Annotated in this window: 13 protein-coding genes, 2 tRNA genes and 1 pseudogene; 5 read left to right on the plus strand and 11 right to left on the minus strand. The window is 68.0% G+C overall.

The window, feature by feature from the left end:
- Positions 1-93: 93 nt before the first annotated feature.
- From ACFMQL_RS04900 to ACFMQL_RS04925, 6 genes are all read right to left on the minus strand, one after another.
- Positions 94-2,667 (minus strand): valine--tRNA ligase, encoded by a 2,574-nt coding sequence (locus ACFMQL_RS04900; RefSeq protein ID WP_378784701.1) that lies wholly within the window; start codon positions 2,665-2,667, stop codon positions 94-96.
- A gap of 85 nt (positions 2,668-2,752) precedes the next feature.
- Positions 2,753-4,036 (minus strand): ATP-dependent Clp protease ATP-binding subunit ClpX, encoded by a 1,284-nt coding sequence (gene clpX / locus ACFMQL_RS04905; RefSeq protein WP_138691280.1) that lies wholly within the window; start codon positions 4,034-4,036, stop codon positions 2,753-2,755.
- 184 nt (positions 4,037-4,220) lie between these two features.
- Positions 4,221-4,844, minus strand: coding sequence for an ATP-dependent Clp protease proteolytic subunit (locus ACFMQL_RS04910; RefSeq protein ID WP_364057652.1), 624 nt, complete (start codon positions 4,842-4,844; stop codon positions 4,221-4,223).
- 11 nt (positions 4,845-4,855) lie between these two features.
- Entirely contained in the window at positions 4,856-5,488 is a 633-nt protein-coding gene (locus ACFMQL_RS04915; protein WP_364057654.1) for an ATP-dependent Clp protease proteolytic subunit, read from the minus strand.
- Positions 5,489-5,859: 371 nt separating this feature from the next.
- Positions 5,860-7,242, minus strand: a complete 1,383-nt coding sequence (gene tig, locus ACFMQL_RS04920) for a trigger factor (protein WP_364057657.1) — start codon at positions 7,240-7,242, stop codon at positions 5,860-5,862.
- Between the two features lie 179 nt (positions 7,243-7,421).
- Complete coding sequence (locus ACFMQL_RS04925) at positions 7,422-8,288, minus strand: helix-turn-helix transcriptional regulator (RefSeq protein WP_364057660.1); 867 nt, start codon at positions 8,286-8,288, stop codon at positions 7,422-7,424.
- A gap of 234 nt (positions 8,289-8,522) precedes the next feature.
- On the opposite strand from ACFMQL_RS04925, the gene ACFMQL_RS04930 reads away from it, so the two are divergent.
- Positions 8,523-8,999 (plus strand): ATP-binding protein, encoded by a 477-nt coding sequence (locus ACFMQL_RS04930; protein WP_364057663.1) that lies wholly within the window; start codon positions 8,523-8,525, stop codon positions 8,997-8,999.
- A gap of 19 nt (positions 9,000-9,018) precedes the next feature.
- Here the strand turns inward: ACFMQL_RS04930 and ACFMQL_RS04935 are convergent, their stop codons facing one another.
- The 4 genes from ACFMQL_RS04935 to ACFMQL_RS04950 all read right to left on the minus strand — a co-directional run bounded on the left by ACFMQL_RS04935 (position 9,019) and on the right by ACFMQL_RS04950 (position 11,313).
- Positions 9,019-9,519, minus strand: coding sequence for a DinB family protein (locus tag ACFMQL_RS04935; protein WP_378784704.1), 501 nt, complete (start codon positions 9,517-9,519; stop codon positions 9,019-9,021).
- Between the two features lie 11 nt (positions 9,520-9,530).
- A complete protein-coding gene (locus ACFMQL_RS04940) occupies positions 9,531-10,286 on the minus strand; it encodes a hypothetical protein (protein WP_364057666.1) in 756 nt (251 codons plus the stop codon).
- A gap of 17 nt (positions 10,287-10,303) precedes the next feature.
- Positions 10,304-10,708, minus strand: coding sequence for a DoxX family protein (locus ACFMQL_RS04945; RefSeq protein WP_364057669.1), 405 nt, complete (start codon positions 10,706-10,708; stop codon positions 10,304-10,306).
- 104 nt (positions 10,709-10,812) lie between these two features.
- Positions 10,813-11,313 (minus strand): MBL fold metallo-hydrolase, encoded by a 501-nt coding sequence (locus tag ACFMQL_RS04950; protein WP_378784705.1) that lies wholly within the window; start codon positions 11,311-11,313, stop codon positions 10,813-10,815.
- Positions 11,314-11,604: 291 nt separating this feature from the next.
- On the opposite strand from ACFMQL_RS04950, the pseudogene ACFMQL_RS04955 reads away from it, so the two are divergent.
- A pseudogene (locus ACFMQL_RS04955) lies at positions 11,605-11,988 on the plus strand (DUF4231 domain-containing protein); the annotation flags it as partial.
- Positions 11,989-12,641: 653 nt separating this feature from the next.
- Here the strand turns inward: ACFMQL_RS04955 and ACFMQL_RS04960 are convergent.
- Positions 12,642-12,718 (minus strand) — tRNA-Pro (locus ACFMQL_RS04960).
- An 89-nt stretch (positions 12,719-12,807) separates the two neighbouring features.
- Between ACFMQL_RS04960 and ACFMQL_RS04965 the strand changes: the two genes are divergently transcribed.
- From ACFMQL_RS04965 to ACFMQL_RS04975, 3 genes are all read left to right on the plus strand, one after another.
- Positions 12,808-12,881: transfer RNA gene (locus tag ACFMQL_RS04965), tRNA-Gly, on the plus strand.
- 123 nt (positions 12,882-13,004) lie between these two features.
- Positions 13,005-13,667: a uridine kinase gene (locus ACFMQL_RS04970; protein ID WP_378784707.1), complete on the plus strand. Its 663-nt coding sequence runs from the start codon at positions 13,005-13,007 to the stop codon at positions 13,665-13,667.
- 4 nt (positions 13,668-13,671) lie between these two features.
- The gene (locus ACFMQL_RS04975; RefSeq protein ID WP_364057680.1) at positions 13,672-14,982 is read left to right on the plus strand and encodes a TrpB-like pyridoxal phosphate-dependent enzyme; all 1,311 of its coding nucleotides are present in this window, start codon (positions 13,672-13,674) and stop codon (positions 14,980-14,982) included.
- Positions 14,983-15,005: the final 23 nt, after the last annotated feature.

Genomic DNA, 15,005 nt, shown 5'->3' on the forward strand with positions numbered 1-15,005 from the left:
CCGGGCGGCCCTGCGGTTCAAAACTTTACCAGCCTCTGGGACCGGGAAGGTCCATCTCCGGTAACAAATGGACCTTCCCGGCGACCGTACGGTCTAAACGCCCAGAGCGGCGAGCTGTGCCTCAAGGCGCTCGATGTCCGCGGACGCCTGCTCGGCACGTGCCTTGACCTTGGCCACCACTTCCTGCGGCGCCTTGGCCATGAACTGCTCGTTGCCCAGCTTGGCGGCCACCTGCGCGGCCTCCTTGCGGGCGGCGGCGAGATCCTTCTCCAGGCGCTTGCGCTCGGCCGCGACGTCGATGGCGCCGGCGGTGTCGAGCTCAACGGTCACACCGCTCACCGTCAGGCGCGCGGTGGTGCTGAACGACTCCCCAGGCTCCGTCAGGCGCAGCAGCGCGCGTATGGCGCTCTCCTGGCCGGTCAGCGGCGTGCCGGACAGGCCGAGCCGCGCGGCCACCTTCTGGCCGGGCTTGAGCCCCTGATCGGAGCGGAACCGGCGGACCTCGGTCACCAGCTCCTGCAACGCCTCGATCTCCGCCTCGGCGGCCGGGTCGGTGTAGCGCGGGTCGGCCGTGGGCCACGGGGCGATCACGATCGACTCGCCGCCGGTGACGGCCCGCCACAGCTCCTCGGTCACGAACGGCACCAGCGGATGCAGCAACCGCAGCAGCGCGTCGAGCACGTGGCCGAGCACCAGCCGGGTGTGCTCAAGGCCCTCGGCGAGCTGGATCTTGGCCAGCTCGAGGTACCAGTCGCACACCTCGTCCCAGGCGAAGTGGTAGAGCAGGTCGGACGCCTTGGCGAACTCGAACTCCTCGAACGCCGCGTCGGCCTGGGTGATGACGGACTGCAGCCGCGACAGGATCCACCGGTCGGCCGCCGTCAGCTCGGCGCCCTCCAGCGAGCCCACGGCGGCGCCGTTCATCAGGGCGAACCTGGTGGCGTTCCAGATCTTGTTGCAGAAGTTGCGCGAGCCTGCCGCCCACTCCTCGCTCACCGCGACGTCGGCGCCGGGGTTGGCGCCGCGCAGCAGCGTGAAGCGGGTGGCGTCGGCGCCGAAGCGCTCGACCCAGTCGAGCGGGTCGACCACGTTGCCGAAGGACTTCGACATCTTCTTGCCGTACTGGTCGCGGACCATGCCGTGCAGCGCGACGACACGGAACGGCGGCTCGCCGTCCATGGCGTACAGGCCGAACATCATCATCCTGGCGACCCAGAAGAACAGGATGTCGTAGCCCGTCACCAGCACCGAGGTCGGGTAGAAGCGCTCCAGGTCGGGCGTGCGGTCGGGCCAGCCAAGCGTGGAGAACGGCCACAGGCCCGAGGAGAACCAGGTGTCGAGGACGTCGGGGTCCTGGACGTAGCCAGCGGGCGGCTCCTCGTCGGGGCCGACGCAGACGACCTCACCGTTGGGGCCGTACCAGACCGGGATGCGGTGGCCCCACCAGAGCTGGCGCGAGATGCACCAGTCGTGCATGTCGTCGACCCAGTCGAAGTAACGCTTGGCCATCTCCGGCGGGTGGATGCGGGTACGCCCGTCGCGCACGGCGTCGCCGGCGGCCTTGGCCAGCGGCGCGACGTTGACGAACCACTGCAGCGACAGCCGCGGCTCGACCACCGTCTTGCAGCGCGAGCAGTGGCCGACGGAATGGAGGTAGGGCCGCTTCTCGTCGACGATCTTGCCTTCGGCGCGCAGCGCGGCCACCACCGCGGGACGCGCCTCGAACCGGTCGAGCCCCTCGAAGGGCCCGTGCGCGGTGATCACGCCGCGCTCGTCCATGATGGCGATCGACGGCAGGTCGTGGCGGCGGCCGATCTCGAAGTCGTTGGGGTCGTGGGCGGGCGTCACCTTGACCGCGCCGGTGCCGAACTCGGGGTCGACGTGCTCGTCGGCGACCACCGGGATCATGCGGCCGGTCAGCGGCACCTCGACCATGGTGCCGATCAGGTGCGCGTACCGCTCGTCCGACGGGTGGACGGCCACGGCGGTGTCGCCGAGCATGGTCTCGGCGCGGGTGGTGGCCACCACGATCTCGTCGGAGTAGCGGATGGAGACGAGCTCGCCTTCGTCCTCGCTGTGCTCGACCTCGATGTCGGAGAGTGCGGTCAGGCAGCGCGGGCACCAGTTGATGATGCGCTCGGCGCGGTAGATCAGCCCGTCGTCGAAGAGCTTCTTGAAGATCGTCTGTACGGCCCGCGACAGCCCGGTGTCCATGGTGAACCGCTCGCGCGACCAGTCCACGCCGTCGCCGAGCTTGCGCATCTGGCCGAGGATGCGGCCGCCGGACTCCTCCTTCCACTCCCAGACGCGCTTGACGAACGCCTCGCGCCCCAGGTCGTGGCGGGACTTGCCCTCCTTGGCCAGCTCACGCTCGACCACGTTCTGCGTCGCGATGCCCGCGTGGTCCATGCCGGGCAGCCAGAGCGTCTCGTAGCCGCGCATGCGGGCACGGCGCGTCAGCGCGTCCTGGATGGAGTGGTCGAGTGCGTGGCCGATGTGCAGCACGCCCGTCACGTTGGGCGGCGGCAGGACGATGGTGTACGGCTCGCGCGAGCTGCCCGGGTCGGCGCGGAAGTAGCCTTCGGATACCCAGCGCTCGTAGCTGCGGGTCTCGACGTCGGCCGGTGTGTATTGGGTGGGCAGCTCTGGCGTTGTCACAGCATCCAATTCTAGGGAGACGGAAAAGCGGAACGCCCCATGGTTTATGACCACGGGGCGCCGGCGGTGTCGGCTGCGCTGCCGGAGGCGGCGCTCAGGCCGACTTCTCGCGCGGGGTGCGCTGCTGCTTGGCGGCGAGCTGGTCGCGCGGTACGAGGGTCGGGATCGCGTGTTCGAGCACCGACTCTCGGGTGATGACGACCCTGGCGACGTCTTGCCTGGAGGGCACCTCGTACATGACGGACTGGAGCACCTCCTCCAGGATGGCGCGCAGGCCGCGGGCGCCGGTGCCGCGCAGGATCGCCTGGTCGGCGATGGCCTCGAGGGCGCCGTCGGTGAACTCCAGCTCCACGCCGTCGAGCTCGAGCAGCTTGCGGTACTGCTTGACCAGCGCGTTGCGGGGCTCGGTGAGGATCTGGATGAGGGCCTCGCGGTCGAGGTTGTGCACCGAGGTGATGACCGGGAGCCGGCCGACGAACTCGGGGATCATGCCGAACTTCAGCAGGTCCTCCGGCATCACGTCGGCGAAGATGTCGGCGGTGTCGACTTCTTCCTTCGACCGGATGATCGCGTTGAAGCCGATGCCCTTCTTGCCGATGCGCGACTCGATGATCTTTTCCAGGCCGGCGAACGCACCACCGCAGATGAACAGCACGTTGGTGGTGTCGATCTGGATGAACTCCTGGTGCGGGTGCTTGCGGCCACCCTGCGGAGGAACCGAGGCGGTGGTGCCCTCCAGGATCTTCAGCAGCGCCTGCTGCACGCCCTCGCCGGAGACGTCGCGCGTTATCGACGGGTTCTCGCTCTTACGGGCGATCTTGTCGACCTCGTCGATGTAGATGATGCCGGTCTCGGCCTTCTTGACGTCGTAGTCGGCGGCCTGGATGAGCTTGAGGAGGATGTTCTCGACGTCCTCGCCGACGTATCCCGCCTCGGTGAGCGCGGTGGCGTCGGCGATGGCGAAGGGCACGTTGAGCATCTTCGCCAGCGTCTGCGCCAGCAGCGTCTTGCCCGAGCCCGTGGGCCCGAGCAGCAGGATGTTGCTCTTGGCCAGCTCGAGACCGTCGTCTCTGCCCCGGTCGCCCGACTGCACCCGCTTGTAGTGGTTGTACACCGCTACCGAGAGAGCCTTCTTCGCCTTGTCCTGACCGATGACGTAGGCGTCGAGGAACTCGTAGATCTCCCTCGGCTTGGGCAGGTTGTCCCACTTGAGTTCGGAGGACTCGCTCAGCTCCTCCTCAATGATCTCGTTGCAGAGATCGATGCACTCATCGCAGATGTAGACGCCTGGACCGGCAATGAGCTTCTTGACTTGCTTCTGGCTCTTTCCGCAGAAAGAGCACTTCAGCAGGTCTCCCCCGTCGCCGATGCGTGCCACCCCAGATACTCCTTTGCGTGGGACCGCCCTGCTCACGAGAGCAGTGTCTCCGGACATCCTCCGGACTAGGCCGAACCGCTCAGGTTTCGACGTTACCGTCTTCTGGGCCCTCAGTGAGCCCCCTAGCGGCGAGTCGCACCGGAACGTGCCCTATCGGGCAGCGCCCCGGTGCGTCACGTCTCGTCTAGGAAGCGACGGCCTGAGCTCGCTTCTTCCTGGACGGGATGATGTCATCGATCAGACCATACGCCTTTGCCTCGACCGCGTTGAGAATTTTGTCGCGTTCGATGTCCTTGCGGATCTGGGCGGAGGTCTTGCCCGTGTGGTTCGCGATGATGTCCTCGAGCAGCGTGCGCATGCGCAGGATCTCGCGGGCCTGGATCTCGATGTCGCTTCCCTGGCCACCGCCCTCGGTGGACGGCTGGTGGATCAGCACCCGGGCGTTGGGCAGCGCGAACCGCTTGCCCGGGGTGCCGCCGGCCAGCAGCACGGCCGCGGCGGAGGCGGCCTGGCCGAGGCAGACGGTCTGAATCTCCGGCCGGACGAACTGCATCGTGTCGTAGATCGCCGTCATGGCGGTGAAGGAGCCGCCGGGCGAGTTGATGTAGATGCTGATGTCACGGTCGGGGTCGAGCGACTCCAGCGTCAGCAGCTGGGCCATCACGTCGTTGGCCGACGCGTCGTCGATCTGCACTCCGAGGAAGATGATGCGGTCCTCGAAGAGCTTGTTGTAGGGGTTCATCTCCTTCACGCCGTACGACGTGCGCTCGACGAAGGAGGGGAGAACGTAACGGCTCTGGATGTTCATGTCAGCTCCCCCTAGGAAACCGGGCCCGCGGAGGGCACCTGACGCGCACTGCGCACCACGTGGTCGATGAAGCCGTAGTCCTTGGCCTCCTCGGCCGTGAACCAGCGATCGCGGTCGGAGTCGGCCTCGATCTGCTCCAGCGGCTGCCCGGTGTGGTAGGCGATCCGCTCGGCCAGCGTCTTCTTCACATAAAGCATCTGCTCGGCCTGGATGGCGATGTCGGCGGCGGTACCGCCGATGCCGCCGGAAGGCTGGTGCATCATCACCCGGGCGTGCGGCAGAGCGTAACGCTTGCCCTTGGCCCCGGCCGTGAGCAGGAACTGCCCCATCGATGCCGCCATGCCCATGACCACGGTGGACACGTCGTTAGGCACGTATTCCATCATGTCGTAGATGGCCATGCCGGCACTGACGGAGCCGCCGGGCGAGTTGATGTAGAGCGTGATGTCGCGCTCGGGGTCGTCGGCCGCGAGCAGCAGCAGCTCGGCGCAGATGCGGTTGGCGATCTCGTCGTTGACCTCCTGCCCGAGCACGATGATGCGCTCCCGGAGCAGGCGCTGGTAGAGCTGGTCCTCAAGCCGGAAGGCGGAGCCGTTCTCACGGCCTCGAGACTCAGGCTGATAGAAGGTCGGCGGGCTGGTCACAGCGTCACCTTCCGATGCGTCGTAATCGATTGGCTTTGCTTGTGACCTTAACGCGCGCCGCCTACAGCTCATGCCCGGTCCCTGGCGCTGTTCGCTGACGGCGCAGGTTCGGGCGGCGCGGCGGCTGTCCTCGCGTGCGGCTTTCGTGACCGTACGAGGTGTAAGCCCCTGCGGAACGCAGGGTCGGGGACGCGGGCGGGGCGCTGGGAGCGCTGAGACGGCTTCTGAGAGCGTCACGTGCCCGAGTCGGCTCTCGTACGCCCCGCGCGCCCACGATGCGTGCTGGGCTCTCTCAGCGCCGGTCACGGCCGACCGGGCATGGGAAAGCCCCCGGGACCGTCCCCGGGGGCTTTCCGAAGCCGGGTGAGGCGTCAGGCCTCGGGCTTGGCCTCCTCGGAGGACTCGCTCTCCTCCTGAACGACCTCTTCACCGTTGATCTCGGTGTAGATGGCCTTGAGGTCGACCTCGTTGCCGTCGGTGTCGACGACCTTGGCGGCGTCGCCCAGGACGGACTTGGCCTTGTCGCGCACGATCTCGACCATGGCCAGCGTGAGCTGGTCGTTGTCGGCGAGGTGCTTGGCCAGGTCGTTGGGCTGGACGCCCATCTCCATGGCGCGGCGCACGACGAAGTTGGTCAGCTCCTGCTCGGAGACGCCCAGCTCCTCGGCCTTGACGATCTTGTCGAGCACGAAGCCGACCTTGATGGCGCGCGCGGAGTTCTTCTCGAACTCGGCGAAGCGCTCCTCCTCCGTCGTCTGGTAGAGGCGGAAGAAGGCCTCGCGGCTGAGGCCGCTCTCGGCGATCTGGTGGTCGAGGTTGTGCTTGCGGGCGTCGATCTCGGCCTTGAGCGCGCTCTCGGGGATCGGAATGTCGATCTTCTCGAGCAGCGCGTCGAGCGCCTTCTCGCGAGCCTGCACGACCTGGTCGATCAGCTTGTTGCGGCGGGCCTGCTCGCGGATGCTGGCCTTGAGCTCGTCGAGCGTGTCGAACTCGCTGGCGAGCTGGGCGAACTCGTCGTCGAGCTCGGGGAGGACCTTCTCCTTGACCGACTTGACGTTGATGATGACGTCGGCTTCCTCGCCGGCGTTCTTGCCGCCGACCAGCTCGGTCTTGAAGCTCTTCTCCTCGCCCGCGGACATGCCCTGGAGCGCGTCGTCGAGGCCCTGCAGCACGGAGCCGGCGCCGACCTCGTAGGAGACCTCGTTGGCCTGCTGCTCCTCGATGTTGACGCCGTCGATCTCGGCGCGCAGGTCCATCACGACGAAGTCGCCGTTGGCCGCGGGGCGGTCGACGCCGGTGAGCGTGGCGAACCGCTGGCGCAGCGCGTCGAGCTGGGCGTCGACGTCTTCGTCGGAGACCTCGGCGGAGTCGACCGTGACCTCGATGCCCTGGTAGTCGGGGACCTCGAAGTTGGGCCGGATGTCGACCTCGGCGGTGAACTCGATCTGCTCACCGTCGTCGATCTTGGTGACTTCGATGTCCGGCTGGCTGACCGGGAACACGTCGACCTCGTCGACGGCCTGGCCGTACAGCTTGGGCACCGCGTCGTTGAGGGTCTCCTCCAGCACTACCGCCCGGCCGAAGCGCTGCTCGATGATGCGGGCCGGAACCTTGCCAGGCCGGAACCCGGGGACGCGCACCTGCTGCGCGACCTTCTTGTACGCCGCATCCATGCTCGGGCGCAGCTCGTCGAACGGCACCTCGACAGTGAGCTTGACCCGGGTCGGGCTGAGCTCCTCGACAGCGGTCTTCACGGAATGGTCTCCTTGATCAAGCTACGAGTGATCGCGGGCGCGTCCATTCGGTACGGCTCACGCGCCGCGCCCACATGAGCGGTGTTGGGCATGCTCCGCCACGGCGGCATCCAACGCCGATGGCCAGTCTAGGGCAGATGCATACCCAACCACGACGCCACCGCTTTGAGAAAACGCGATCAGAACTCGTCCGCGATCGTCCTCAGCAGCTCGATCGTCTCATCCGGGGTGGTGCTGACGGCGCACAACCGCTCCATCACCTCGGTGTATCGGTCCACATCCTCACGCTTGTCCAGGTAGAGCGCGCTCGCCAGCTGCTCGACGTAAACGACGTCCGGCAGGTCGGTGTCGGCGAAGCGCAGGATGCTGAACGCGCCCCCTTCCGCGCTGTGCCCGCCGTAGCTGAACGGCATGATCTGGATGGTGATGTTCGGCTGGCGCATGAGGTCGATGAGGTGCTCGATCTGCGCCCTCATCACCTCGACGCCGCCGATCGGCCGCCGCAGCGCGGCCTCGTCGATCACCGCCCAGAAGACGGGTCCGTCGGGCTTGTCGAAAATCCGCTGGCGCTCCAGACGGAGGTCCACCCTCCTGGCGATCTCCTCCGCCCCGATGCCCGCCGCCCCGGCGGTCACCACAGCCCTTGCGTACTCCTTGGTCTGCAACAGTCCCGGCACGAACTGGACTTCATAGGTCCTGATCCTGGTCGCGGCCTCCTCGAGGCCGACGTACGCCTGGAACCACGTGGGCAGGACGTCGTTGAACCGGTGCCACCAGCCCGGTTCGTTGGCGGTGGCGACCAGGTCGAGCACCGCGGCGCGAGCCTCCTCATCCACCACCCCGTACAGGGTCAGCAGGTCCGCCACGTCACGTTCTTTGAACCCCACTCGGCCGAGTTCCATCCGGCTGATCTTGGATTCCGACCCGCGGATGATGTGGCCGGCCTCCTCGCGAGTGACGTTCTTCGCTTCCCTGAGCTTGCGCAGCTGGGAGCCCAGGAGGATGCGCAGCGCCGTCGGCCCGGAACCCGGCTGGTTCTGCGTCACTTTGCCTCCTATCAAGGTCCGCACACACAGTGACACCACACCGCCAGGTATGACAAGGTCTCAGCGTGGTGTCCGATTCGGATACCTATGACCCCGAAACGCCGCTTGCGGTTGCACATTGCACCTGCACGTGCATTTGGGTCTTGCAGCTGCCGCGTTCGTGACCCATGATGGCTTAGTGCATATTGGGCCATACATGCACTGACCAAGGCTTTACGGGGAGGTATCGGCAGCATGGTGGAGGACCCTCTGGCCACTGCCGACTGCCTGCAGATCACCCGTGAGGTGGGCTTCGACCACCTGTTCACGGGTGGCAAGCCCTACACCACCTCGTGCCCGCTGCCCTTTCAGGCCGACTCGGTCAAGACCGCGCGGGACGTCACCCGCAACACGCTGCGCCGCTGGGGCCTGCACGAGCTGAGCGACGACGCCGCCCTGGTGGTCTCTGAGCTGGTCACGAACGCGGTCAGGTACGCGATGTACGCAGGCGGCCGGCACGGGATCGAGCTGCTGCTCATGCGGGTCGCGCCGCACGTGCTGCTGGCCGTGGCCGACCCGAGCGACGAGGTGCCGACGCCCAAGGAGCCCGACTTCATCTCCGAGAACGGGCGCGGGCTCTACATCGTCGAGACCTACAGCCAGTGCTGGGGCTGGGACCCGCTGGCGCGCGGCGGCAAGGCGGTCTGGGCGCTGTTCCGCGCCGACGCCTGAGCGGGTCTCGAAGGCGGGCTCACTCGCCGGTGACGCCGTCGATCCGTTCGCGCAGCAGGTCCGCGTGACCGTTGTGGCGGGCGTACTCCTCGATCATGTGCACCAGGATGTAGCGGTGGGTGCACTCGCGCCCGTTACGGTCTCCCACCGCGTCGAGCGGCTTGGCGGCCGAGATGGCGCGGGCGCGCTCGATCTCCTCCTGCCACACGTCGAACGCCTCCTTCACCGAGGCGGTGTCCACCTCCTTGAAGTCGGCGTCGTTGTCGCGGTCCTTGTCCCAGAGCTTGGGCAGGGCCTCGCCGTCGAGCACGACGCGAAACCATACGCGTTCGACGTGGGCCATGTGCCTGACCAGGCCGAGCAGGGACATCGCCGAGGGCTCCGCCGAGCGCAGGCGCAACTGCTCGTCGGTGAGGCCGGCGCACTTGACGGCGAGAGTGGCGCGGTGCCATTCGAGCCAGTTGGTCAGCATGGTCCGCTCGTCGCCGGTCAGGGGCGGAACGGTTCGGGTGTCGATCACGCCGACCGACCTTATTCCGATATGTCATCTTGTTCGGCGCGAAAGTGGCTTTGGAGGATTTTGTAGGCGGCCGCGCGTACGGCGTCGTGCCTGACGTTCGCCACGAACTTCTCGGGCGTGTCGCCGCACAGGCGGCGCAGGGCGGCGGAGCCGTCGAGCAGCGACCCGATCAGCGTGCGCTGGGCGGTCAGGCGGCGCGGGCGGCCGTCGCCGTCCGAGTCCCTCAGGCAGCCGTGCCTGCCCTCGTAGACGAACGGAGGCGGCAGGCGGGTGCCGCCCTCCAGGGTGACGGAGTGCGCGAGCGGGCGGCGTACGTAATTGGGCTCGGTGCGGTCGAGCGCGGCGAGCTGCTGCTCGTCGAGCCAGAGCACGAACAGCCTGGCGGTCTCCCCCGGGGCCGGCACCGGCGCGGCGGGCACATACCCCCATTTGCTGACATGTGCGGAGACGCCCGGAGCGATGCCCGGCACGTCGGCGACCGTCATGGGGACGACCGGGCGTACCCCGTGATTCAGGAACTTCCTGCGCACCTGGCTGGGCGCGGCGTTGGACCCGACGGCGATCACGCGGTGGCGGGCGTGCAGCGGCGCGCACCCCCGCGCCGCCAGCAGCCCGCTGAGCGTCCCCTCCCCTGCCCGCCACGTCTCCGGCCGGCCGTGGGGCCGCAGCGGCACGTACGCGTCTCCGTCCAGCACCCCGGAGCCCTCGGGGATCCGGCCCGGGTAGGTCAGCGGCTCGGCCATGGGATCGCCGTCGAAGAGGTCCATGGCCGCCATGATGCCCCTCAGCGCCTCGAGACCAGCGACCACAGGCGCTTCGTCGAGTCCCTGCGGCCCCATGCGATCACCGCGCAGAGCACGAGCACGGAGAGCGGCAGCACGCCGGGTCCCCCGAGCACCAGCCACTCCGTCAGCGCCGCGCACGCGGTCAGCGCCACCAACGCCAGCCCGGCCAGCCCGGCCAGCGGCGGCACCACGAGCCCCACCGCCCCCGCCGCCTCCAGGACGCCGGTCAGATGGCGGAACCAGTCACCCCACCCGATCGCCTCGAACGTGGACTTGGCCGGCTCGGCCCCGGTGAACTTCCCCAGTGCGCTCATCACGAAGAACCCGGCCAGCACGACCTGCAGAACCCACAGAGCGACGTGCGCGACCCTGCCGGTGGTGCGGCTTTGCGGTGCTATCGCCATGATCTGCCTCCCCTTGATTCGGTACGTCCGACGCTAAGGACGCGGACGCGCGGGGGGAATCGCGCTGGCTACCCGATGAAGTGCAGGTAAATGCACCCTTCTGCTCAGGCCCGGCATGCAGGCCCGGCATGTTCAGGACGGGCATGTTCAGGACGGGCATGCTCAGGGCGGGCATGCTCACGGGGCGACGCCACCAGGGGGCAGCCACGAGCAGACACCGCCGGTCTCGGTGGCGAGCCGATGGTTGACGGCTTCCAGGCCGCGCTCGTTGATCTGGCCGTCGTGGATGCCGAACGCCCGCTCGGGCGCGACGGCTCGGGCGAGTCGAGGGAGTCGCCGGGGTGGTAGAGGCGGTCGTCGACGACGTAGCCGAGGTTGGGGCAGTCGGGGCTGTCGCCGTAGACGATCGCGTGCCGCCCGCCCACCGTCCTGACGTGGAAACCCGCCGCGTCGAACTCCTCGCCCGGGGCGTGCCCGACGACGTCGAGACCCTGGAGGCGCGCTCCCTCGGGGACGTGCACGGGAACGCCGAGACCGGCCAGGCGCAGCCTGTCGATGTGGTCGTAGTGCTCGTCGGCCCAGTTCGCATTTCGCCCTGCGAGCATGGCCCGACCCGGTCACGCATGTCCACACCTGTACGCCTGGACCGTTACACAATTAGTCACTCAGCTGGCAAAGCGACATCGCCGACCAATAAGATCACCCGCGCCAGTCCTCAGCTTGGGGCTGCACATAAGGGTGCGTGCCACTCCGATCCGAAGCGTGCGGAAGGTTAGAGCATGCCAGCAGACCCGTCCTCCTCGTCAGCGGAACCGCCTCAGATGGGCACGACGCTCGGACCGACCGAGTACATCGAACAGCGCCTAGAACAGTACAGGGGTTGATACGACCGCAAGGCGATCAAGGCCAAAGCCCTTCACCTCCGGCTCAGTACCTTGGCTGTGGTCGGAGGAGCAGTCGTCCCTGTGCTCGTGAACATCGACCTTCCCTTCATCGACATCGCCACCACGCTGATCAGCCTGATGGTCGTGACGCTGGTCTCACTGGAGAGCGTGTACCACTACAGGGAGCAGTGGAAGAACTATCGATCCACCGAGCAAGCACTCGGCCACGAGCTGTTCCATTACAAGACCCGTACAGGGGTCTATGAGGGTCTCAATGACGATTCGGCGTTCAAGACGCTCGTGGAGCGGGTGGAGAACGCTATCGCCTCCGAGAACGCGTCCACCCTAAGCACCATGACTCTAGCCAGCCCGTCCTCCCACCAAGCGCTGCAATGAGCAGCAACTGTACTGCGCGACGGTCACCCCAGATCGGAGCGCAACCTCAAGGCATCCTTTGAACTCATCGGCCCTATTCGGCTACTCCGGCCTTCATGGCGTACCACCTGGCGCATCTGTGGGTCTTACTCCGTTATCGCTTGTGACCCAGGTAGGCGGTGCTTCGACCACTGTGTCAACCCGGCCTGGGCGAGACAGTCCCTAGCTCGTCGGCGCCGGAAGTCGCGGTGACCTGCTCTCCCAATACCCACACCGCGCAGATCACCAGGCCCTGCCCAAGCCGCGCGGCTGAGCGGGCCATGGCCAAGTACACCTAGTGATCGAACGGAGCGGAACATCGCCAACTCTGAGCGACGCCTGTGGGGCGAAGGCCCGCCAGCGTACAAGGCCTTTCGAACCACCCCGTGGCGCTGCGGGGATTGCCCCGAAGCTTCGTGTAAATGATCTCGGACAACAGCGTGCCACCTGGGGAGATCTCGGCGGCGAGTCGGCCACAGCGGCACCGCAGTGACGAAGCCGTCCGCCGGAAGCAGGCTTGGCCGGTACCCCAGGCCCGGCGCTGTGGCGATGGACCACATGTTCGCGCCGTCGAGGCTCAATCACTCACCAATTAGGCGAAAGACCCCTCCCGGCTCGGGAAGGGCCTTTTGCGCTGGTCGGGGCGACAGGATTTGAACCTGCGACTTCTTGCTCCCAAAGCAAGCGCGCTGCCAAGCTGCGCCACGCCCCGTCTCGCCGGTTGCGCAAGCGCCCCGGGACTCCGGTACGCTTACGCTCTGACGACCGGATGAAGTCTAGACCAGAGTTCGACCGGTTCGCGCGGACGTAGCTCAATGGTAGAGCCCTAGTCTTCCAAACTAGCTACGCGGGTTCGATTCCCGTCGTCCGCTCCAAGAGACGGAAAGGCCAGGTCAACCCCCACGCCGGGGAGCCTGGCCTTCCGCGTCTTCCGCGCCGGGCGAACACCGGATGCCGTCCTTTCCGTCCCGATGCGCCACGCTCGTAGGCTGGGTGGGGTGCGTGCGCGACCGATCTCCCGTGAGGCTCTCGTCGAGGAGCTGGCCGAGCTGATCTGTGACCGCCCGCCCGGCTCGTACGTCCGGGTGGCGGTGGACGGCGCGCCCGCGGCACGGCCAGCAGCGCTGGCCGACGAGCTGGTCGCGCCGGTGCGGCTGCGCGGGCGGCCGGTGCTACGGGTGTCGGCGGGCGACTTCCTGCGGCCCGCGTCGTTGCGGCTGGAGTTCGGCAGGACCGACCCCGACGCCTTCTACGACGACTGGCTGGATGTGAAGGCCCTGCGCCGGGAGGTGCTGGACCCGCTGGAGCCGGGCGGTTCGGGGCGGGTGCTGCCGGCGCTGTGGAACAGCGCGATCGACCGGGCGTACCGGCTGCCGTACGAGGAGCTGCCGCCCGGCGGGGTGGTGCTGGTCGACGGGACGCTGCTGCTGGGGCGGGGGCTGGCGTTCGAGGTGAGCGTGCACCTGTGGCTGTCGCCGGGCGCGCTCGAACGCGGCACGCAGGAGGAGGAGCGGTGGCGGCTGCCCGCGTACGAGCGGTACGAGCGCGAGGCCGCCCCTCAGCGCAGCGCGGACGTGGTGGTGCGGTCGGACCATCCGGCGCGGCTCGCGGTGCTGATGCCGGGCGGTACTGGAACGCGGGCACGCGGCGGCGCACACTGAGGCGATGATCCCCAACAACTGGTACAACATCGTTCCGGACCTGCCGGAGCCGCCTCCGCCGCCGCTGCATCCCGGCACGCGGCAGCCCGTGGGCCCCGACGATCTCGCGCCGCTGTTCCCTGCGGAGCTGATCGCGCAGGAGGTGAGTGGCGAGCGGTTCGTGCCGATCCCGCAGGAGGTCCTCGACGTCTACCGGCTGTGGCGGCCGACGCCGCTGATGCGGGCCCGGCGGCTGGAGAAGGCGCTGGGCACGCCGGCCAGGATCTACTACAAGTACGAGGGCGTCTCGCCCGCGGGCTCGCACAAGCCGAACACGGCGGTGCCGCAGGCGTACTACAACGCGCGCGAGGGCGTGCGGCTGCTCACCACGGAGACGGGCGCGGGACAGTGGGGCTCGGCGCTGGCGTTCGCCTGCTCGCAGTTCGACGTGGAGTGCCGGATCTGGATGGTGCGCGCCTCCTACGACCAGAAGCCGTACCGGCGCTCTCTCATGCAGGTGTACGGCGCGACCGTGCACGCAAGCCCCTCCCCCGTCACCAAGGCGGGCGGCAAGGTGCTGGCCGACGACCCCGGCTCGCCGGGCAGCCTGGGCATCGCGATCAGCGAGGCGGTGGAGGTGGCCGCCGCGAACCACGATGCCAGGTATGCGCTCGGCTCCGTGCTCAACCACGTGCTGATGCACCAGACGGTCATCGGCGAGGAGGCGCTCGCGCAGCTTCCCGAGATGCCCGACCTGGTGATCGGGTGCACCGGCGGCGGCTCGAACTTCGCCGGCCTGGCCTTCCCGTTCCTGCGGGAGAAGCTGGCGGGGCGGCTGGAGACGGAGTTCAGGGCGGTCGAGCCGGCGGCCTGCCCGTCGTTCACGCGCGGCGTGTACGCCTACGACTACGGCGACGCGGCCGGGTTCACGCCGCTGCTGAAGATGCACACGCTGGGCCACTCGTTCGTGCCCGACCCGATCCACGCGGGCGGCCTGCGCTATCACGGCATGTCGCCGCTGCTGTCGCACATGTACGAGCTGGGCCTGTTCACGGCGGTGACCCGGTCGCAGCGGGAGTGTTTCGCGGCGGGCGTACGGTTCGCGAGGACCGAGGGCATCCTGCCCGCGCCCGAGCCCACGCACGCGCTGGCGGAGACCATCGCGGAGGCGCTGCGGTGCAAGGAGAGCGGCGAGGAGAAGGTGATCCTGACCGCGCTGTGCGGTCACGGGCACTTCGATCTGGCCGCCTTTGACCGGTATCTGGCGGACGAGCTGGAGGACTACATGCTGCCGCAGGAGCGCATCGACCAGGCGCTCACGGAACTGCCTGGTTAGGCGGGCGGGTGACCGCGATCGGC

It is taken from the genome of Nonomuraea fastidiosa, from assembly GCF_042751225.1.
In the GTDB taxonomy this organism is placed as follows: domain Bacteria; phylum Actinomycetota; class Actinomycetes; order Streptosporangiales; family Streptosporangiaceae; genus Nonomuraea; species Nonomuraea fastidiosa.